Genomic DNA, 23,029 nt, shown 5'->3' with positions numbered 1-23,029 from the left:
TTGAATATAATTACACAAATAGCAATACAAAAAGTGCATTTATTTTTGTCTCTGTAAATAAATTTTGTATTAATAAAACAACTACTACATGAAACAAGGATTATGTATGAATTATTTTAAAATAAACATATCAATAATCATTAAAAAACTATTTCTTTTTTTCTCTAAATATTAAATTATTAATTCTGATTTTCACATAAAAAAAGGCAGAGTATTTTTTATACCCTGCCTTATAATTCTATTTTTTTGAAGTTATTTTTTATCAATCTTATAAAGTCTGCCCTGATCTGTAATTGCATACAAAGCCCCATCGTTTCCTTGTGTAATATCTCTAAATCGTTGATTTTCCTGAGCAAGAAGTCTTTCTTCCCCTATAACACGATTATTATTTATAGCCAAACGCACGATATGCATACCGCTTAATGCTCCTATAAATAGATTATTTTCCCATTCGGGTACACGATGACCACTATAGAAAGTCATACCGCTTGGTGATACCACCGGATCCCAATAGTAAATTGGCTGTTCCATACCTTCTTTTTTCTGGATAGCGTCACCAATAGGCTGTCCAGTATATTCTATCCCATAGGTAATGATTGGCCATCCATAATTAGCACCCGCTTTTATACGATTTATCTCATCACCTCCACGCGGGCCATGTTCGCTTAACCAAACTTCGCCGGTAACAGGATGAAGCGCAAGTCCCTGTGGGTTTCTATGCCCATACGAATATATTTCCGGTAAAGCCCCAGCCTGGCTAAAAACAGGATTGCCCGCCGCCGCTTGTCCTTCTTTGGTTATTCTGATAACTTTTCCAAGACTTCCTGTAAGTGACTGTGCCAATGGTCTTGTTTCTAATACGGAACGTTCTCCTGTACTTACAATAAGGCTTCCGGTTTTATCAAAAAGAATACGCCCTCCATAATGCAGATCACTTGGATTAGCAGGATTGGCACGAAAAATTACCGTTGCCCCCTCTATTTTTTTCTCATCAGCTGATAATTTACCTTTGGCAACTGCGGTAAGATTTCCGCCGGTTACAGCTTCAGAAAAAACCCAGTAAATCATACGGTTTGAGGTAAAGTCCGGATCAAGGCATAAACCTAATAAACCTCCCTGACCTGCAGGATTAACAGTAGGAATGCCGGTAATTGCAGCACTTACTTCTCCTGTCACTTTTACAATGCGCATATTTCCGGCTTTTTCTGTAATTAGCAGTCTGCCATCCGGAAGCATTTTTACTCCCCATGGATTAACCAGTGAACTGGTGATGATTTTTGACTCAAAATCTGTATCGGTTTCTAAACCGTTGATACGAGTTTGCCCTTTAAATGCAGGGCTATAAGTCGCATTGGGTGGATTATTTTCTACCGGATCAGTAACCGTCCCGGGATCAGGATCAGAATTATTATCATTAGAACAACTGCTAAACAAAGCAAGTAATATAACCGATAAAACCGTAATATAGTTTGTATTTCTCATCTATTCTTTCATTTAAAATTAAATATTTATATAAATTTTCTTAATTATTTATGTCCTAAAATTAAGACAATAATACATTTAATAAAATTGTAATCTTATTTAGCACTTCAAATTTCTAAAATTAAGATCAGAAAAAATTATATAATTCATCCCTGTCCTTATACAATTATATGTTTTACTGTTTTTTGTTTTATATGAAAGCTGAACAATTTATTAATTAAAAGCAATTTCATGACAAGAAAAACCGATTCTATGACATTTAATCAATTCCTTGTTTGCCCATTATTTAAATTTAAACATCAAAAATTTAGGTTTAGAAAATAAAAACAATCAAGACAGTCTTCAAAAATGCCTGAAAAAAAAATAATATTAATTGGATGTGATGATACTTTAGTTTTAACCCGGGTACTAAATACGTTATCCATAATATCTGATTTTACTTTTTCTACCGTCTCCGTTTCAAAAACCATTGATTTATACAGTACTGCAAAATCATTAAATCCTGACTTAATTATTTTGGGCTTTAAAAGAAACCAGCCAGTAATAAATGATCTAAATTTCAATTCCAATAAAATAGACATTCCGATTCTGTGCCTGACTCAAAATTATGAATGTGAATCGATGTGCTGGTCTAAAAATTGCATTATTTTTACTCATCCTTATAAACATATTAATAATGTTGATTTTTTAGTTTACAGGATCAAATCTATATTTCTCTTAAAAAAAACAGAGCCAAATAACAAACATACTTCATTTGCGCAGACAGCTTTACAAAAAAAAGACAGTGGCAGGGAACTGAGTCATTATGTTATGGAACTTGATCAAAAGGTAGAAGTGCTGCGAAAAGTAAAAGAACGCATTTCTTATCTTTATCCTAATGTAGATGATGCCATACGAAAAGAATTAATGTCTATTGCTAATTCTATAAAAACAGTTGCAAATGACACAAAACTTTGGGATGACTTTAAAATTTATTTTGAACAGTCTAATCCTGATTTTTTATTGACCCTTGCCAAAAAACATCCTTCTTTAAGCCCTAAAGACTTAAAATATTGCTGCTACATCAAAATGAATATGAGTAATAATGATATTACCAATCTTCTGGGTATTAACCAGGAAAGCGTTCGAACTCATAAATACCGCTTAAAAAAGAAATTAACACTTGAAAAAGAACAAGACATAATCTCCTATTTAAGAAGTGTATCCTAAAAGGCTAAAAAGACTGTCTATGTTTTGTCTACAAATACCCAAAAAACATTACTAATGTATACGAAAAGTACATTCTCAAAATATTACCCCCATTCAAATCTAAAGTACTTTTACAAATATAATCTGACTATCAATTTCTTTGGTCAATCTAAACGAATTTAGAATCAATTTATTATGATAAATCAATCGCTTCAATTTACGAGTAAATTACTGGGACAATTCTTAAAAAACCGTTTTGGGCTGGACGAAGAAAAAAATGTCTTAAATTATCTTGTTGACACAAACGGTATATTCCCAAAAGCAAATCAAAATAAAGTGGTTCTCTCATTAATTAATGTAGAAAAAGAAACGAATCAGCCTTTTTATATTAAAAACAAACAACTCGAAAATGGAAATTACTCCAGTTTTAATCCCGCAGAAAGATATAATCTGGATATTTTAATCAGCAGTAATTTTGATGATTATAATGAATCATTAAAGTTTCTGGATGCTATTATTTCTTTTTTCCAAATTAACAATTATTTAGATGCTTCCTCCTCCTCTTCTATACCTGAAGGCCTCAAAAGAGTGGAATTTGAATATGAGATGATTTCGTATCATCAAATGCACAGTTTATGGACCGCCATGGGAGCAAAATATCAGCCTTCTGTAATTTATAAAATGAAATTGATAAAAGTTCAGGCGAATGAAGTAGTAGAGATTATACCGGCTGTAACAAATACAAATAACAATATCATATCAAACAATATCATATCATGAGTCAGAGTAATTTCATAAAAGCATTTAGTGTCATGGTTTATCATACTTTTTTTGATAACAGCAAATGCAATTGCCTGCACTTTATCCCTAACAATAATACTGAAAAAGCATTCCGGAAATTTGGTTTCAGAATGAATAAATTTTCTAATGGATTTGATCTTCTTTTTAATGGAACCTCATCGATAACTAATGTGTTAGAATATATCACTGCTACAACTACACTCGATTACTTTGAATTTAATATAAAATCCACAAATCCTTATTTCATTCTTTTTACAGCATTGCCAATTAACTTTTCAGGACAAATTACATACACAAGCCAGGACAGTAAAAACCAAAATAGTAATGGTTCTATACTACTTAACGAAACATTAGAAACAAAAAAATCAATTTTATTTTTTGGTCTGTTAAGAATTTATTTTAACGATATTAAAAAGAGCCTGAACAATAAATCCCTGCTCAATTTTGAAATAGATTTTAAAGCCAGGGCAACACAATGGCAATATTATGTCATCAATAAAAATGCAGTTCCATTAAACAATCCTGTTATTATTGAAAAAGGAACAATACAATTTGACGGACCAAAACAAGTCGTTCTTCAAACAGGAGAAAAGGCACTTCTTTTTACATCAAATCAAACTGATATCCCACTTAGCGAAACACCTAAATATAAATTTGATTTAATAAATAGAAGTGCGCCTAATAATACCAGTCAAAAGAATTCAAATGGTAAAATAATAATTAAAGGATTGCCTGTCCCGGATGTTTCGCGAATCGGAATAATAGAAAATAGTGATCACAATCAAGTTGCATCACCCATGTATATCTATCTATAAAAAAAACAATTAAATGAACATTAAAAACTAAAATCAATGAATTTATCTACCATCCAAACTCCTGGTGTTTACATTCAAGAATTAAATGCTTTTCCAAATTCAGTTGTAGCTGTTGCTACAGCAGTTCCAGCATTTATTGGGTACACACCACAAGCCTCTTACGAAGGGAAATCGTACACAAATGTACCGGTAAGAATTACATCGTTTGCTGATTTTCAAGCCTTTTTTTGTTTACCGGATCCTTCTCCTCCAGCAAGCCCGGCAAAACAATACAGTCCTGAATATTATTTAGTTCAGCAAAAAAGTCAACCTGTCAAAGGAGATTATATGTTGATTAATGGATCGTATTATTCGATAGTACCGGATCCTAATACCGTATACTATCTGTACAACAGCGTGAGGCTTTTTTATGAAAATGGTGGCAGTGACGCTTACATCGTATCTGTTGGAAGTTATGGACCAGCATCACAAAAACCAGCAACTCCAGGTATTCCGGTTGTAAACCCGAATGTACAGTTAAACGACTTATTAGGAGGTCTTGCCCTGTTATTGAATGAACCTGAACCAACTATGTACATATGCCCTGAAGCTACTTTGTTAAGTGTCCAGAATAATGGTACGCTTATGCAGGAAATGCTTCTTCAGTCTACAAAAATGCAAACGGCAATGTGTTTATTTGATATTATTGGAGGCGATGACCCTGATCCTATTTTATATACACAAGACATTGGTAATTTTAGAATGAATACGGGTTCCGTTGGATTAAACTACGGAATGGCTTATTATCCTTTCATAGGAACCACAATAATGCAAAATACGGATATTGATTACACCAACTTATTTGGTGGAGATCTAAAACAATTAGAACCTATTCTTAATCCGGCGAGTGCTCCTAACCCAGCTGTTGCATCAATTATTGCTAATATTCAAAGTCCCGACAGCAGTTTAACAATTACTCAAAACAATAATGCACTTTTAATTGCGAGTCCAATTTATTCACTAATTATAAAACATGTATTAAGTGATGCTAATATCCTCCCTCCAAGCGGAGCCATGGCTGGAGTTATTACAACAACAGACAATGCGGTTGGTCCCTGGCAGGCGCCGGCTAATACCTCTATTGTTGGAGCAGCTTCACTGCCTATTTGCATTTCTGAAAGTCAGCAGGCTAATTTAAATGTAGATGCAATTTCGGGTAAATCCATAAATGCAATTCGATTATTTAACGGACTTGGAATTTTAATCTGGGGATCAAGAACTCTGGATGGAAACAGTCAGGACTGGAGATACATTCCGGTAAGAAGAACCATGATTTTTCTTGAACAATCTTGCAAGCTTGCTGCTCAGGCTTATGTTTTTCAACCAAATGATAAAAATACCTGGGAAGCTGTAAAATCTATGATTTCGAGTTTCCTTAATTCAATATGGAAACAAGGGGGTTTACAAGGAGCCAGTGCCGCTGATGCTTATTCGGTAGCCTGCGGATTGGGTTCAACAATGACCGCTGATGATCTTTTGAATGGTTTTATGAATGTTACCGTAAAAGTAGCAGTTGTTCATCCTGCGGAATTCATCGTTCTGACATTCCAACAACAAATGGCAACCTCCAGTTAATCGATAATCAACTCATTTAGTAAATTTAATTTAAAAATAAAATATTATGGCAACAGATGATGGAAGCATAGAAGGCGCAACATGGCCCATGCCTAAGTTTAGGTTTGAAGTAGACCTTGGAACAGAATTAACAAAAGTAGCTTTTCAGGAAGTTACCGGAATGGATGTAGAAAACCAAATCATAGAATATCGCAAAAGTAACAGTCCGCTTTTTTCTGTTGAAAAAATGCCGGGAATTACCAAATACGGAAATATTACTATGAAACGAGGCATCTTCGTTAACGATAATACTTTTTGGGACTGGCATCAGCAAGTCGTTATGAATACTATTAAAAGAAGAACTGTTCTTATAAAATTGTTAGACGAAAAAGGAAATGTAACCATGCAATGGACTCTTAATAATGCCTGGCCAACCAAAATTACAAGTACCGATTTGAAATCGGATGGAAATGAAGTGGCTGTGGATACTATAGAAATTGCGCATGAACAACTAATCATCACAAATGGCTAGTGATTATCCTGTAAGCTTTTATTTCACACTTTCATTTCCAGGTGTAGATGCGGCTTTTAAGGAGGTATCAGGTATTTCGAAAGAATTAAGCATGGAAGAAATTGTTTGCGGAGGGGAAAATCGGTTTAAATACCGCCTCCCAACTGTTTCGAGCAGTCAGAATTTAATTCTTAAAAGAGCCATTGTGCCTATAGGCTCGCTACTGGTATATTGGTGTGCAAGCTGCATTGATCAGGGATTATCGAACACAATTACGCCACATAACGTAATATTGAGTTTACTGGATGCAAATGGAATTGTCTGCATGTCATGGACTTTTCATAATGCATATCCTGTAAAATATGCTGTTTCTGACTTAAACTCTCAGGAAAGCGGAATTGTTATAGAGTCAATAGAACTGGCCTATACTTATTTTGATATTTCTCCAATTACAACTATTTCTAACTTTTTTATTTAAATAATTATGCCAATCGAAATCAGAGAACTAATTATAAAAACAGAGATCATAAGTACTAATACGAAGCATTCTTCTCTAGCAAAAGAAAAAGAATTATCCATTATGAGAAAACAAGTACTGGAAGAATGCAAAAGGTTAATTTCTGAAAAAAATCAGGAGAGCGGCTATAAACGATAAACAAATGGCAAGTTTAGAATTAATGAAAATAACAGGATATACGGACGAAGAATTTCAAAATAAATTCTCCGGAAATCCGTATGCCTTTATGATTAATCCTGACACCATAAAAATACAAAAAGCCATTGAGTACAATGAACAGCAGGCACCGGCAACAAGTTCAGCCTCACAAAAATACAAAAGCACACCCAGTAATAAACTGAATTTTGAAATAGTAATAGACTGTACCGGTATTGTAGATGCAAAACGAGTTGATATGGCTCAGGAAATAAAGGCCCTGGAAACTATTATTTACACCTACAACGGTAAAATCCATCGTCCGAATTTTGTAAAAGTACAATGGGGACAAAATATTACTTTTAATGGAGTCCTTGATTCTATAGACATTTCTTATACGCTGTTTAAACCTGACGGAAGCCCTTTGAGAGCAAAAATAACCTTAGCTTTTAGTCAATATATTTCTCCCAAAACGGTAACAATGACAGATGCACCACAGTCGCCTGACTTAACGCATATTGTCAACGTTTCTGAAGGAATGTCTTTACCACAACTCTGTTTACAAACCTGGGATGATGACTTGCTTTATATTCAGGTAGCCGAATTTAATAACCTGAATAAATTTAGAAACCTGAATGGTATCAGTAAATTAATATTTCCTCCTGTAAATCCATCTTAATAATGAGTACTTCAAACGAAATAACAAGCGGCGGAACCGCGACATTCTCAGTCAAAATTAACGGGAGCACAATACCTGATGAACTGAGTGTGTTTTCTGTTCATATTGAAAAAAAGGTAAACCGAATCGCCGTTGCAAAAATTGTGATTTTGGACGGAGAAGCCGATACCGGTCAGTTTGAAGCGAGTTCATCGACTATTTTTGCTCCTGGTGCATCCATTAGTATTGAAGCAGGTTATGATTCTAAAAATGAAGTAATTTTTCAAGGGTTGATCATGAGCCAGTCAATTCGTATTGACAGTTTAGTAGGATCAACTTTGGAAATTGAATGCCGTGATGAAGCAGTAAAGATGATCGTAGGCAGAAAAAGCCTTACTTTTTCTAATCAAAAAGACAGTGATATTATTTCATCAATTATCGGAACCTACTCAGGATTGACTGCTGATGTAACCGCTACCACTACAATCTGGCCTGAACAGGTACAATATTATGTAACTGATTGGGATTATATTCTGGCTCTTGCTGAAACTAACGGACTAATTGTAACTACAATAAACGGGAAAGTTTCTGTGAATACTCCCGACACTAATACGGCATCAGTACTCACTGTAACGTATGGAGACAATTTACTTGAATTTAATGCCAAACTAAATGCAACTAATCAATTAGGGAATGTCACTTCAAATACCTGGGATTATAAAAATCAGGCAATCATAAATAGTCAGGCAACACCAAATGTAACAGGATCGGGAAATCTATCTTCAAAAAAACTATCTGAGGTTATAGGTCTCTCTGCTTTTCAATTGCAGACCTCTGCCCCTTTAGAAACAGCTGATTTAAATACCTGGTCAAAAGCTCAAATCATTAAAAGTGAATATTCAAAAATAACAGGAGAGGCTAAATTTCAAGGCACAAATTTAATTGACCCCGGAAAATACATGACTTTTAATGGTCTTGGCGATCGATTCAACGGTGATTATCTTATTGCCGGTGTTGTTCATGACTTATCGCAAGGGAACTGGATTTCTGAAGTTTTACTTGGGCTTTCGCCCCTTTGGTTTACCGAAGAACCTGATATTATGTCACCGCCTGCTTCCGGGCTTATTCCCGGAGCGCGAGGTTTGTTTAACGGAACAGTCAAACAAATGTATGAAGATCCGGATTCCCAATTTCGAATTTTAGTAAATGTCCCTTTGTTTGATGCCAATGGAGCGGGAATTTGGGCAAGACTTTCTAATTTTTATTCTACCAGTGGTGCCGGAGCATTTTTTTTACCCGAAGTTGGAGATGAAGTTATTCTTGGTTTTTTAAATGAAGATCCTCGTTATCCGGTGATTTTGGGGAGCTTGTACAGCGGTACTAAAATAAAACCATTTACGGGTTTAGCACCCAATGAAAAAAATTCAATAAAAGGTATTGTTTCCAAATCGGGAATTTCAGTTCAATTTGATGATGAAAATATAGTTTGGACTATTGCCACTCCTAATAAAAATACCGTAATCATAAGCGATAAAGAGAAGAAAATTACAATTCAGGACCAAAACCAAAATACCATTGTAATGTCTGATAGCGGAATTGATATGTCAAGTCAAAAAAATATTACGATTTCAGCTCAGGAAAAGGTTTCTATCAGCGGGACACAAGGAGTTACAATTCAATCCAGCGGTGGCGATGTTGCCATTAAAGGAATGAATATAAAAGAATCCGCAGATATGCAATATTCCGCTCAGGGCGGACAAATGGCACAAGTATCCGGAGGGATGGAATTAACGCTGAAAGGCGCAATGGTAATGATAAATTAAATAAATAAAATATGCCACCAGCAGCAAGACTTACAGACTTTCACGAATGTCCGATGATAACTCCGGGAGTACCACCGATACCTCATGTTGGAGGGCCAATTACCGGGCCCGGAGAACCAACAGTATTAATAGCAGGATTACCGGCAGCCAGAGTTGGCGATATGCTGGTATGTGTAGGACCGCCGGATTCCATAATAAAAGGATCGGCAACAGTAATGATAGGCGGTGTACCCGCCGCAAGAATTGGAGATCAAACCGCTCACGGAGGAACAATTCTCCTGGGAGCATTTAATGTTATGATAGGTGGATAAATCAGAAGATAAAAATGTTTTTTTGGGTTCAGGATGGGCATTTCCCGTGTCTTTTTCTGTGGGCAATCATCAGGTAAATATATCTGCCAATGAAACAAATATCAACGAATCTATTAACATCATTCTGAACACCCGTAAAGGAGAACGCACTCTGGAATCCAATTTTGGCTCGGGATTGCAACAATTTATGTTTAGAAAAATTGACAATACCTTAAAAGGAGAAATTATAGAAACTATTCAGTTTTCCTTATTGCGATATGAACCCAGGATTCTGGTACAGGAAGTGCGGGTTGCAGAAACTGATTTAATAAATGGTTTTATAGAAGTATTAATTATTTATATATATGCTCAGACAAATACCAGACACAATTATGTTTTTCCTTTCCATTTGAAAGAAGGAACCAATTTAGCTTTAAAATAATGATTTTAATTGATCAAAATAGCGCCATAAAATCACTCAATGAGTCACTCGTTCCTAATCCATATCTAATTGATGGAAGGACAGAGCAAGACTGGTTGTACTTTCTTTCGGAATTTGGCAAGCTGATCAATTTTTATAATGATACCAATACAATTGAAGGAAACTGGAATCCCTTTTTACTAAAAGATCCAGTTTTTTTAATGGCATCCATATCCAAAACAAATTACAAAAACCTGCACTCTCTTTACAAAAACATCTGTACTGAGATTCAAAAAACAGCAGCGAGTGATCCCAATTTGAGTTCCTTCGCTTTGAATAGATTATTTGATCACATTACTTCTATTTATAAAATTATAGAACGCTGGACAAAGTACATGCAAAGTACAAATGAAGTGTACGACCTAAAAAATTATATTTTAAACGAAGTAAAAACAAAACTGAGTATAGATTTTTGGGCAATTCAATCGTTCAGACAATACTTGTCCAATTTGTCCCTTAAAGGAATATCAATTACATCTATACCGTACAAATTTATTTCTTTTGATACCAATATTTGGAGCATAAACAAGGATAAAAGTCCATTTTGGGAAGTTTTTGGATTTGAGTCTGAGCAAAATATTCTGAATGCAACAGAAAAAATGGGTACTTTCTGTTTGGATATTTTGACGAAAATCGGAGATCGATTATTTGATTTTTTAAAAACAATTATACATCATTCATCCAATGAATTTAAAAAATTAAGCCATAAGAAAAGTAAGTTTCCGGATACTACCCTTTTACGTTCTTTTGTAAATATCTTAAAAGTTCAACAGGATCAGTTAAATGGTATTTCGCAAAAACATCTTGATTTTTATTATACTGATATTTTAAAACAAACCCAATTACCTGCTGTTGCAGATAATGTATACTTATTTGCAGCCCTTGCAAAAAATAATTTAGTTTTTAATTTACCATCCGGTACTTTATTTAATGCAGGAGTTGATGCTCAAAAGAATCCGGTTTTATTTGCTTCACAAAAAAACGTAAATCTAAATCCGGCAATTATTACGAGTGTACATACGCTTTGTTATCAGAATAAACCAGATGTTCCGTCTTATAATTTACAATCAATAAGTAATCCGACAAAGGTACAAAGAGATTCAGATGGAAATGTGATAAGCTGGCCAACTTTTGGAATATCAGATCCAGCTATAAACCCATTATCTACAGGAATCGCTTTTGCGTCCCCAATGTTATTGTTAAGAGAAGGACAACGAAACATCACTTTAAGTCTGGAATTCAGTTCAGCAATTGACTTAACAGTATTACAGGGTGCAGCTTATTTTTTGAGTACACAAAAAGACTGGCTGAAACTCGAATTAGATCCTGCAAATTTTAAATTAGGCATAGCTCCATCAACCAACATTGTTCTCATAGAAATAGATCTTAAAGCTTCGGAAGCTGCAATTGAACCTTTCCTTATTAATCCCGACGGATTAAAGGCGGATTGGCCAATACTTAAAATCTTATTTGAATCTGTTTCAAACCCTGCTATAACTCCAAAAATAATTTCGATTACTATAGAAGTAAAAGTATCCGAAGTAAAATCTTTTCAATTATATAATGATTTCGGGGAATTAAATACCAAGAATCCCTTCCCGCCTTTTGGACCAATTCCGTTGGTAAATTCCAGTTTTATGATTGGAAATAATGAGATATTGAGTAAACCTCTTGACAGTTTTCTTATAGAAATTGACTGGGATAAAATCCCCTCAGATTTTCAGACGTATTATCAGACATATAATAATTATTTGGCTAATCCGGACTCAGCAGGTCCTTCAAAACCTAAAGGATCTTTGGCAAAGCTTTTTGAAGCAAAACAAGTAGTCGCAGTAGTTACCGAACCGTTTAATAATGCTGCCTTTATGGCCGATTTTAATATACTACAGGGAAAATCATGGAGTGGTTTCAAAATGACTAAAATCGAAAATCCGGTGACTAACCCAATGTTTATTCCAATAGACAATAGTCCTAATCCTATTTATTTATTTAATCCTGAAAACGGAGATCCGAAAGTGCCATTTATCAGTGATTACAGCAGTTTTTATACCTATTATAAACCTGAGACTCCTGCTGTTTTAAACACTCAGGAAAAGACTTCTGTAACTTTTCAGCCAGATCCAAATATTCAGAATGAATCTCTAAAATTTACTGACGCCAGTTCTTCAGGATTCATACAAATGGTTTTATCCGGACCTGAATACGGCTTTGGTTCAGAAATATATCCGAATGTTGTTGCCAATATTGCCTTGCAAAATGGTAATCTTTTTAATGCATCAAAAGGTGGTACGGTTTCCAAATTTGTAGCATCTGCCAACTTACCATTTGCACCAAAAATCAAAACAATTTCAGCAAATTATACGGCTAGTGTAACTTATAAACTTGATGGCACTTCCGGAGAATATCCTTTGCAGTATTTTATATATACACCATTTAATAATTACCAGATATTTGATAATACCAACGAACCTAATACAACAACAGTAAATACAGCTATTGTTGGTTCGTCTCAAACAGACCTTAAAAATGGCTTTCCTCTTTATCCCTCCTTTGAGTATACAGGAGCTTTATTTATTGAACTTAATCAATTAATCTGCAACAGCACTTTAAATTTATATTTTGAACTCATCAGAAATTCAACGACTATTACTTCCGGAGACAGCGTTAAATACTTCTATTTAAGTAATTCAGGGTGGAATGAAATACAAACCCTGTCTGATGAGACAAATCAATTTAAATCTTCGGGTATAATAGAACTGCCTATTCCGGATGATTGTAACAACAATGAAATGTTCATGCCCGGAAAAAACAATTGGCTTTCAATAGTTGTTACCGGTAATATTGAATCTTATTCCGAAGTTACTTTTTTGCAAACAAACGGGTTTAGTGCACAACGAGCCGGTACTTCTTTTTTATCAGATACACAAATTCCGCAAATAAACAGTGCTGTTATAACCAAACCGCAAACTGCAGTTCCGGAGATAGCAACATTGTCTCAGCCTTTTTCTTCGTTTGGAGGTAAAGCTGCAGAGAACAAAACTGATAAAAATCAAAGAATCAGCAATACCATAAAAACAAAAAACAGAGCCATTACCCCTGCCGATTATTATACTTTAATAACGGCAAACTTTACTGATGTATATTATCTGAAAGTGGTAAATAAAAAATCTGATAACAGCTGTAATATCTATATCGTTAAAAAAATAACTGATGATAATGCTGCAAATGCCTTTGCTCCTTTGATAACGAATTGTTTTGAAAGGGGGATCGAACAATTTTTAAAAAAGAATTCTTCTCCGTTTGTCAACCTGAATGTTTTGAATTTTAATATGGAATATGTCAGTATTACTGCTCAAATAGAAATTGAAAGCGGGTATCAGCAAACACTTATTCAGAAAAATGTTAACCGTGCATTAAAAATATATCTGTCTCCCTGGATTACAGGCGATATTCCTCAGATAGAAATTGACAAATCATTGAGCAATGCAAAAGTCAGTGCTTTCATTAAAAATATTGAAGGGGTTTCTACAGTTGAAAACGTGTCATTTTCCAGTTATTTTATTAATTCCGTAACAGGATTGCAAACTGTCTGCAAACAAAACAAAACACTCCTTAAAGCTTATGGCCCAACGACACTTTTAGTTTCTGCACCTGATCACAACATTACTTTTTAAATTTATTTATGGATACTATCAATCACATATCAAAAAAACAGCTTCCTCTGCATCAGGATTTTAAATTCCTGAAAGAGAAAGCGATTGGTTATATCCAAAACCATATTGGAAGTGAATGGACAAATTTTAATCCAAGTGATCCCGGAATGACAATTTTAGATCAGTTTTGTTATGCCCTTACCGAATTGGGTTATTGCACGGATTTTAGTATTCCGGATATTTTAACGGATTCTAATGGAGATATTGAAATTGACAATCAGTTTTATTTGCCTTATGAAATCCTTACTACTGCCCCATATACTATTAATGATTATAAAAAATACCTAATTGATGGCATAGAAAATATTGACAATGCGGTTATACTTTCTTATACCCGGAACATTTTTCCTTTTAATAAAGTATATCAGGTTTATCTTTATATAAGTCCTTCAGTTACCGACGTCAACAAACATACAAACATCTGCAAATCTGCATTTTACCTACTCAATAAAAGCCGAAATATAGGAGAACTATTTAATGAACCTATTGTCCTCCAGCCAGAAAATTGCTGGATTGGGGGAAAATTAGAACTTCAAAAAGATGCTGATCAGTATACTGTTTTACTGGAACTTCAAGATCAAATCCGCTCTTACATTTTTTCAAAAATAACACAAGCGGGTTATGAGAGCCTAAAAGAAAACGGCTACAATGCTGCTGAAATATATGACGGTCCTTATTTAAAAAATGGGTGGATCATAACCAAATCTTTAATTGCTAAAAAAGACACTATACGAGCCATTGATTTAGTTCCGGTAATCGAATCCGTAAAAGGTGTTGTCTCAATATCAGGCCTACAACTTTATCAGGAAGAAAAAATCGTAACTACGCTTGAATCAACAGTAAATCAAATACTGTCAATTGATATATCCGATTCTTATAAAAATAAAAAACTGATCTTGAGCTGCAATGGAAAAGATTTGCCTTTTGATACTTTTGGACCACTACAGATAACCAAAGATAATTTTGAAGAAACAACGGCGGTTATAAATAACACAAAAAAATTAAAATTACCGAAAAGTAATTTTAGGGATATTAATACCTATTACTCCATTCAAAATACGTTTCCGCAACAATATGGCATTGGATCTGATACTATTGAAGACCATTCAAAACCTGTTCAAATTGCGCAATCACGCCAATTAAAAGGATATTTAACCTTATTTGATCAAATACTGGCCAATCAGTTTTCGCAATTAGCCAATATTTCTAAATTATTTTCTTTTAAGAATTCGCTTTGCGGAGCACCTTCTGATGAAGATACTTTTTATGCCGTAAAAGATAAATATCAACAAAAACATTTGGAATATCCTGTTCCCTATAAAATGTTTTCTCCAAGTTATTTTTATCAATCGCTATATACTATTCCATATATTCAGCCTTTATTAAAAGACAGTACTACTTTTGATTACAGTGATAGTAATGAATCTCCAGTTGAGTTAAAAGAAAAAAGCTGGCTCGAATATCAGCAGGATCCTTATAACCCATATATATTCGGTTTGATGAAACTTATGGAAGAGGAGAATATCAATTTGGACAGAAGAAACAAATTACTGGATCACCTGCTTGCCAGACACGGAGAATCACCTAAAGTTATTAATTCGATTATTGATGACACTGTTTATACCGGTGACAACAAAAAAGACCAGATAATCTTAAAAAGTTTGTACCTGCAAAATCTTGGGCTATTATCATATAACAGACAAAAGGGATATGATTATCTAAGTGCATCAAAAATAGCGGATAGTATTAACGGAAATCCTGATGTAAGTCTTCCGAAGATTAAAGAAAAACATTTTCACTCTATAAATGAAAACACTGCCGATTTTATATTCAGAGCAGAGCAAATCAATAAAAAGGAAAAATTATATCAACAGGATTTTAATAATTTTTCGGGAATTGAGTTAAAACTGAATTTACTGTTCGGATTAAGAAATATATATTCAAATTTTATATCAGTTCAATTAGATAATCAAAAAAATATTACTGATAATCAATTAGATAGAAATACTTGTAAAATAATTCAGCAAGCATTATGGTTTACAGAAAAAAGAAATGGAAGTCTATTTATTGAAACGGTACTTTTTTTAAAGCAATTAAAATTTGACATTGAAATCATAAAACAAAATCAGGTAAACCATACTTCTTATATTATTGAAAATATTGATTTTCAAAAAGTTACAAGAATTAATCATATTTTAAACACCACTGATGAACCTACATTGGATCTTCAGCTTCAACAAGGTTATTTATTATTTTCTGATGCAAAATATTCTTTTACAATAAACAATGTCACAATAGAAAACCAAAACGATTATAATAAAACGGCTGTCTCAAATTATTTTTTTCGAATAACAGGTTCAACAGGAAATGAAAAAGCAGTTCTTGATTCAAAAGTTTTCAGGAAAAATGTCTTATTGGTATTTCCGGATTTTATTCCGCTATTTCAAACACCTGAATTTAAAAAACGATTAAAACAGTTTCTTAAAATTAATCTTCCGGTCAATGTGAGCTATGAATGTCTTTTTTTAAAGAGCCGGGAATTAGAAACATTCATTCCGGATTATATCTATTGGTATGAAAGCCTGAGATACAAAGACGAATTATTACCAATTAAAACAGACCATGAAAGTCTGTCAACAAACAATTCAGAGAAAGCAGTATCAATAAATCCTGCTCAATCAGCAATGAATCTTATCAGTAGTTTAACTTCAATTTTAGAAACAAAAAATGGAAGAGATTAATAGCCATATTATATCAAACTTAACGTGGAATACTACTTTTGATCAAAAAGAAGAAGGATACAGACTTCAGGAACGTTTGAGTACCTGGAGCAGAACTTCTTTACCAAGAGAAATTGCAAGTGTATTTAATGAACTTTGCCCTCCGGAACAAAGCTGGAGAATTCAATCTCTGGAACTTGATCTTGGTCCCTGTGATTATAATGATCTTGAATTTGATCTGAGTACAAAAATACGAAGTAAGCTGAGAGAGAAAATAGCTGAACTGATTATCTATCAAAAACAAAACCTGATTTCTGTTTACAACAAAGAGAAATCAATCCTGGAAAATCTTACTGTTTTCTTGATGGAAGGGTATCTTCCCTGGAATTATCAAAATAAGGAAGGATCCGTTAATCATCTAATGTCTGAACTGCTTCAGAATAACTTGCCTGAAATTATTGCTGTTATTAAAAAAACAGGATTAACTCATGAGCAGGTAAGAAAACGAATTTCCTGGCAGTTTGACGAAAAGAACATAACCACAATAATAGCTGCTCTTGAACCTAATAATAGTAATATAATAATCGAATTTAGTTCAATTATGACCAATTTACAGGTTAAAGAAACAATTATTCAGACTAGTACGGCCAGTTTCAAAAAAAATCTTTATTTTTTTATACTTAACTTTTTGTTATTAGAACGCGGCACCCTTTTCAATAAACTTGCTTTCTTAAAAAGCAGCATACTGCAAATGGCGAACCATTACAATATTGCCTACTCTGATCTTATTTTATTAATTGAAAATACAATTGTAAAACTATCTGACAAAACAACTCAAAATAACAATTTTATACTTTCTCTAAAAATCCTTACCCAGGAATACGAAGAGCAAAAAACAGATTATAAACAATCTGAAAAGAGCATAGATTACTGGAATATATTTGAACAATTATTAAAAAATAAAAGAGAATCTAAAACAGATAAGAATAATCTGAATGAGCTGATTGTTGTCCTGAACAATCAGGATACAATCAAATTCAACGCTGTAATTAATAGAGTTTTAAATACTGCTGAAAGTTCCCTGATTTCATTAATACAGGATTTAAATGAAACATCAGTTAAAATATTGTTTTCTGCATTGAATACTACCTCATCTTCATTAAACAAGGACATCATAATTTATCTGAATAAGTTAAGCAAGAGCCTTAAGTTGAAGACAAACAGCAAAATTTTATGGAAAATCGGAATTGCTTTTTTAATAAAATATAAAAATGCCAGCCATACTGCATTTCTATTGTATTGCATAAAAGAATTAAGCAAAAAAAATAATCTGCCGTATGAACAATTATTAGGGTCCTTTATTGGTGCAGAAATCCCTGCATCTGTAAAAAATAATAACTCTGCAATAATTTACAACACTTTAAACTCCATTTACCATGACGAAATAGATACCAATAGTTCGAATTATCCTGAAATACATTTCAAAAGCCTATTATCAAAATTAGAAGCAGAATTACAAAAAAGTCCTGCCAAAAGTGATTTTTTTAAAAGCTTGCAGACGTCACTCATCAAAAATATTTCGCTGCATCCCGAAATGGCTTTTGAAGTTATGCTTTCATATGGCAATAAAGAGTTATTAAAAAAAATGCTGCCATTCATTCTTAACCGTGAATTACTGCAATTACTTGTAAAAAAAGCCAATTATAAAAAAACAAAACTGGTGAAAACCATACAAATGGTTTATGAAATCCTGAATGCAAAGGAAAACTACGATTTTCCTGAAGAACTTCTTACTGATGACTTACTATTATTAGGAATGCAGGAAATATTGCTGCATCCTGAACATACTATATCGTTATTTTTTGAAACTGTTATTGTGCAATTATCAAAAAAAGTAACTAACACTAAACGTAAAGATTACTTTCAGTTTATAATAAAATTAATGCAGTCAAAAAAAATAAAATCTTTTGCAATTGAAATCAAAAAGACATTTTTAAATCAATTAAGAAACAATAATTCTATGGATGTTTTAGAACTCGCATTATTAATTCAAAGTACATCCCAAAATGCCCAATCCGAGTTATCCAATTTATTGATAACTAAATTTTATGATGCCACATTTATTCTGTTGAGAAAACAGGACAAAAAGCAGAGTGAAAATATTATTCATTATTTTTTAAAGAATGGAATGCGGCTAAAAAATGAATGGATCAAAAAAAGTATTGCGGTAGTAGCCAAACAATCCGTTTCAATTTCAGAAAATGAACATATTGAGGAACTGGATGAGTTGTTTTGGGTAACTATTTTAAGATACTCAAATTACAAAGGAAATGAAATTATCTTTCAGAAATTACTCGAAAAAGCTTTTACAGTTTATTTGGACAACAGTACTAATAATAAACAAAATCGGTTCATTAACGGAATAATACCCTTTGATAAAATAGCTCAGAATGCTATAATCACTCCATCTTTTATCGAAACCCCAAAGATAGACAGCGAGCAGAATGATGATTTGATTTTAGATAAAACAATATCAAATATTAATTTAAAAACAACCCAAACCAGCATTTTATTTACACGGCAAAAACTATCCGAAAAAGAAAAACATGACTGTTTTTCAATCATTGTTTGCCAAAAGCAAATTCCTGTTGATATTTTTGTTTCAGATACATTTGAGATTAAAGACCTCATCAATGAAATTATAGAAAAGCATCCCAAAGCATTCTTGAAAATAATAAGGAAAGAGTTTATCCCTGAAGCTCAAATGGATTGGCTGAGCCGAACTCTAAATTTTAATAATTTATGCACCGCCATTAGCGAGTTAGACAAAAACAGGGAATCTTACCTGAAAATTCTTGAAAAATTCTATCATACGCTGGGCAATGTTACCTTCAGAGGAATTGCCTCAAAAGAAATACAAAGCTTTGTGTTGAGAAAATTATTAAAAGCTGTTATCAACGATAATTGGAGACTGATTTCAATTGATAAAATTTGGAACGAACTGATTTGGGAAGTCATTACCAAAAAAGGAATTGCAAAGAAAAATTTTCTTACGGATGTTGAAAAACATATCTATCAATTTCCATTGTCTTTACAGCTTAGTTTCAGAGAAGTAATAAATGCTGAAAAACTAACCGCACAAACCCTGAAAAATGTTGACATAATTTCAAAAATTGAAACAATTAAAATCAATCAAATGCCAAAAACTCAAGTAAAACAAGGGATTACAGTTAGAAATGCCGGAATTATTCTCTTAAACAGCTATGTCGTTATGTTGTTTGAGCGGCTTAAATTAGTGGCCAATAACGAATTTGTCAATAACGAAAGTCAAATTAATGCCGTGCAATATTTACAATATGTAGTGACGGGCTTAAATAAAACAGAAGAAAATTTTTTACCGTTGAATAAAGTGTTGTGTGGTTTACCTCTAATGGATACAGTACCTGATGAAATTGAAATTTCTGAAGAAAATAAAGTATTAATAGATGGTTTGATAACAGCAGCCATCTCCTATTGGCAGGCAATTGGTGATTGTTCTGTAAATGGCTTCAGGGGTAACTGGCTTGTTCGTGACGGAATCCTGCTGGAATTAAACGACAGATGGGAACTTACGGTAGATAAAAAAGCTTATGATGTGTTGATAAACAAATCCCCCTTTGCTTTTTCTATTATAAAATATCCCTGGATGACTAAGCCATTGCATGTTAATTGGCCTTATTAACAATCTCAAAAATATAAATGCGATCCTTTAAAATAAAAATTAATCAATAAAAAAACAGTTATGAACAGCTACAGTGAAAATTTACATTCCAGTGTATTGGCTTCATTAGAAAGTCAGGAAACGAACAAGAAAAAATTGGATTCCCAATTGAATGCTTCCATGTTTACACTTTATTATGCCGAAGGCGCAGAGATTATTGCCAACGACAAACTTGCTTCTGCAACAAAAAAATACAACAAATCACAGAAGGTTAAGGAACAGGCCGTAAAAACTAAAAATATTTCTACCAATATTGTGATGTCGTCTGCACAGCAAAATAGTTATACCTCGCAATCGGTATCAAATCTAGCGGTTAGTGCATCAAATATCCAAATTGCTACAAATGCTATCGTAAGACTGGCAAGCGATATGGGAAGTATTTTTAGTATTATTAATGCCGCCGATTATGGCACTCAAATTTATCAGCAAAGTGTTGAGGCTTATAATTTGATGAACAGAACGGCTTATCTTGCCGAAGTGGCTTCGCAACATGCCATGGAAGCTTCTGCATGTATTGCCGAAGTAGCCTCGTCTACTGTTGAAGACAAAGCAAAAGCGACTGATACTTCGATCGATAATTTATTGAAAATTGCAGGAACTGATTTTACCAATATGTCGGCAGTTGTTGCTACAGAAAATGATGCAAAAGCTGCTGCAAGCGTCAATACAAAAGCGGCACAAGGTATTATTGAATCGAATAAAGTAGAGCTTGAGGCTGCAAAAGTGGCTTATAACCTTAACAACAAAAGACTTAATTATAATTTGAGAGTGAGACTTCCTAAAAAATCGGCCAGCTCTTATGAGGTTGCTTTTGATTATTACAGAGCTCCGTTTAGTACAGATGAAAAAGGTACCAATACGCCTGAACTTGGATTACAGAATCCGGTAAAAAGCTACAATCTTTTTCTGGTAAAGGACAGTAAAAAATCAATCTTTTCGACTTCTGCTGCTGAGGAGTTAATGGGCAATGTACTTCAGCATGTGCAAATTATTCCGCTGGCCAACAGTACTTCACAAGCTAATTTGTCTGGAATCAACAGTATAACTTCTAACTACAACACGTATTTTGAAGCTGTTATCAGCGAAAAATTATCAAAAGAAAAACTGGCTCTGGCTAAAGAAAATCTGCGTTTGGCAAATGCTGATCTGGCATTGGCTACTAAAGGAAAAACCGATGCAGATGATACTGTTGCCAGCCTTAAAGCTGAAATTACAAAATTAACAAAAGAGCTTGTCGAGGCGAAGGAAAAAGCGACAAAAGCGGGAGAAGAAGCCAAAAAAGAGCCTAAAAATCAGACGTTGGCAACTGCGGCGGCTGATGCTGTAAGACTTCAAAACGCATTAGAACAGCAACTTGAAAGCGCAAAACTTAATGATACTAAAGTAACTGATGCTGTCAAAGTAGCTGCAGACAGTTTAAAAATTGCGACTTCAAATGTTGCCAACTCAAAAACAGAAGTAACGAATGCCGAAACGAAACTAGCCACTGATACGAAAGCGGTTGAAGACGCAACTGATGCATCTGATAAATTAAAAAGAGAAGGTTTTGCCACGATTGGTCTTTTAGATTTAATGGATTCTGACAATGAAATGATCATTTTGGGAGAAAAATATGTAATCTTTCTTTTTACCGTATTTACAGATGAATATAAAAAAGGAATCAATACGTATGACGATTATTTATCAGCACCATCTGAAACTTTTAGTTTACAAAAAACATTAAAAGCAGTTAAAAATATTACGGTTCAGGAATATCCGGAAAGAAGAGATCATATAAATCCTGATTTGCCAACTTTAAAACCATTTGCGATTACTTTTCCGGTAGATAAAGATGATGCGGACATTACAGAATACAGATGTATATTTCTTTCTCATAACGAAAATACGTTTACCAATAATCAACTTGAGAATCTGGAGGAAAGCATAGAGATTTCGGTAGTCACAAAAGAACAGGAGACTCTGAAAAATGAAATGAATCAATATGACAGAGAATTGGTTTCTATAAATGAGAAAACTGCCGAGTTGAAAAAAGCTTTTAATGACGAAATAGCTAAACTTGATTCTGTAAAAGATAAAGATAAAATTGCTGCCGAAACTTCAAGATTCAGGAATATCGAAAGTAATTATAATGCTGTAATCGTTGAAACTAATTCGCGACTAAGTATCGTAAAAAACAAGCTGGATCAACTGAATATGGCTTTAGAAAGTATATTGACGAAAAAACTGCCTGAAATCAAAAACAAGCATGCCTTTTTCTTCAACTTAAAACTGGCCGAAAATATTCCTTCAGGTAATTATTCTACTGCCCTTAAAACAAAAGATCCGTTGGTTTATGAGGTAAAAATTGACCCAACAACTACTGATAATTTTGGTAATGCATTAATCGATTCTAAACCTTATATCCCGGTTATTCTCTCTATTTACAGAGGTGCTGAAACTAACAAAAAACAGTATATCAGCAACTTATCAGATTGGGAAAACGAAGACCATTTTACTTTTTCAATAACTAATAACAAATAATGCTAACCAGCTAAATCGCAGA

General features: G+C 33.6%; 16 protein-coding genes. 15 read left to right on the top strand and 1 reads right to left on the bottom strand.

Going from position 1 to position 23,029, the window contains the following annotated elements:
• Positions 1-252 precede the first annotated feature (252 nt).
• A complete protein-coding gene (locus ACEN92_RS02470) occupies positions 253-1,482 on the bottom strand; it encodes a PQQ-dependent sugar dehydrogenase (RefSeq protein WP_495640787.1) in 1,230 nt (409 codons plus the stop codon).
• Between the two features lie 348 nt (positions 1,483-1,830).
• On the opposite strand from ACEN92_RS02470, the gene ACEN92_RS02465 reads away from it, so the two are divergent.
• The 15 genes from ACEN92_RS02465 to ACEN92_RS02395 all read left to right on the top strand — a co-directional run bounded on the left by ACEN92_RS02465 (position 1,831) and on the right by ACEN92_RS02395 (position 23,007).
• On the top strand, positions 1,831-2,691 hold the full coding sequence (locus ACEN92_RS02465) for a helix-turn-helix transcriptional regulator (protein WP_495640786.1): 861 nt from the start codon (positions 1,831-1,833) through the stop codon (positions 2,689-2,691).
• A gap of 174 nt (positions 2,692-2,865) precedes the next feature.
• Positions 2,866-3,450, top strand: a complete 585-nt coding sequence (locus ACEN92_RS02460) for a Pvc16 family protein (RefSeq protein ID WP_495640785.1) — start codon at positions 2,866-2,868, stop codon at positions 3,448-3,450.
• Positions 3,447-4,286 (top strand): hypothetical protein, encoded by an 840-nt coding sequence (locus ACEN92_RS02455; protein WP_495640784.1) that lies wholly within the window; start codon positions 3,447-3,449, stop codon positions 4,284-4,286. The genes ACEN92_RS02460 and ACEN92_RS02455 overlap by 4 nt, the downstream gene beginning before the upstream one ends.
• A gap of 36 nt (positions 4,287-4,322) precedes the next feature.
• Positions 4,323-5,900 carry a phage tail sheath family protein gene (locus ACEN92_RS02450; RefSeq protein ID WP_495640783.1) on the top strand — a complete coding sequence of 526 codons (1,578 nt, stop codon included), beginning with the start codon at positions 4,323-4,325 and terminating at the stop codon, positions 5,898-5,900.
• A gap of 46 nt (positions 5,901-5,946) precedes the next feature.
• Positions 5,947-6,411 carry a phage tail protein gene (locus ACEN92_RS02445; RefSeq protein ID WP_495640782.1) on the top strand — a complete coding sequence of 155 codons (465 nt, stop codon included), beginning with the start codon at positions 5,947-5,949 and terminating at the stop codon, positions 6,409-6,411.
• Positions 6,404-6,868: a phage tail protein gene (locus ACEN92_RS02440; RefSeq protein WP_495640781.1), complete on the top strand. Its 465-nt coding sequence runs from the start codon at positions 6,404-6,406 to the stop codon at positions 6,866-6,868. Before ACEN92_RS02445 ends, ACEN92_RS02440 begins: the two co-directional genes overlap by 8 nt.
• A 6-nt stretch (positions 6,869-6,874) precedes the next feature.
• Entirely contained in the window at positions 6,875-7,045 is a 171-nt protein-coding gene (locus ACEN92_RS02435; RefSeq protein ID WP_495640780.1) for a DUF5908 family protein, read from the top strand.
• Positions 7,046-7,049: 4 nt separating this feature from the next.
• Positions 7,050-7,721 carry a CIS tube protein gene (locus tag ACEN92_RS02430; RefSeq protein WP_495640779.1) on the top strand — a complete coding sequence of 224 codons (672 nt, stop codon included), beginning with the start codon at positions 7,050-7,052 and terminating at the stop codon, positions 7,719-7,721.
• A gap of 2 nt (positions 7,722-7,723) precedes the next feature.
• A complete protein-coding gene (vgrG, locus tag ACEN92_RS02425) occupies positions 7,724-9,523 on the top strand; it encodes a type VI secretion system tip protein VgrG (RefSeq protein ID WP_495640778.1) in 1,800 nt (599 codons plus the stop codon).
• 11 nt (positions 9,524-9,534) lie between these two features.
• Complete coding sequence (locus ACEN92_RS02420; RefSeq protein WP_495640777.1) at positions 9,535-9,834, top strand: PAAR domain-containing protein; 300 nt, start codon at positions 9,535-9,537, stop codon at positions 9,832-9,834.
• Positions 9,827-10,255 carry a GPW/gp25 family protein gene (locus tag ACEN92_RS02415; RefSeq protein ID WP_495640776.1) on the top strand — a complete coding sequence of 143 codons (429 nt, stop codon included), beginning with the start codon at positions 9,827-9,829 and terminating at the stop codon, positions 10,253-10,255. The genes ACEN92_RS02420 and ACEN92_RS02415 overlap by 8 nt, the downstream gene beginning before the upstream one ends.
• Complete coding sequence (locus ACEN92_RS02410; RefSeq protein WP_495640775.1) at positions 10,255-13,968, top strand: baseplate J/gp47 family protein; 3,714 nt, start codon at positions 10,255-10,257, stop codon at positions 13,966-13,968. Before ACEN92_RS02415 ends, ACEN92_RS02410 begins: the two co-directional genes overlap by 1 nt.
• 8 nt (positions 13,969-13,976) lie before the next feature.
• Positions 13,977-16,748, top strand: a complete 2,772-nt coding sequence (locus ACEN92_RS02405) for a baseplate wedge protein (RefSeq protein ID WP_495640774.1) — start codon at positions 13,977-13,979, stop codon at positions 16,746-16,748.
• The gene (locus ACEN92_RS02400) at positions 16,735-20,448 is read left to right on the top strand and encodes a contractile injection system tape measure protein (protein ID WP_495640773.1); all 3,714 of its coding nucleotides are present in this window, start codon (positions 16,735-16,737) and stop codon (positions 20,446-20,448) included. Before ACEN92_RS02405 ends, ACEN92_RS02400 begins: the two co-directional genes overlap by 14 nt.
• Before the next feature lie 60 nt (positions 20,449-20,508).
• Positions 20,509-23,007 carry a hypothetical protein gene (locus ACEN92_RS02395; protein ID WP_495640772.1) on the top strand — a complete coding sequence of 833 codons (2,499 nt, stop codon included), beginning with the start codon at positions 20,509-20,511 and terminating at the stop codon, positions 23,005-23,007.
• The last annotated feature ends 22 nt before the right edge of the window (positions 23,008-23,029 follow it).

This window comes from Flavobacterium sp. Flavsp81 (assembly GCF_059491325.1).
This window is presented reverse-complemented; position numbering and strand designations above follow the sequence as displayed.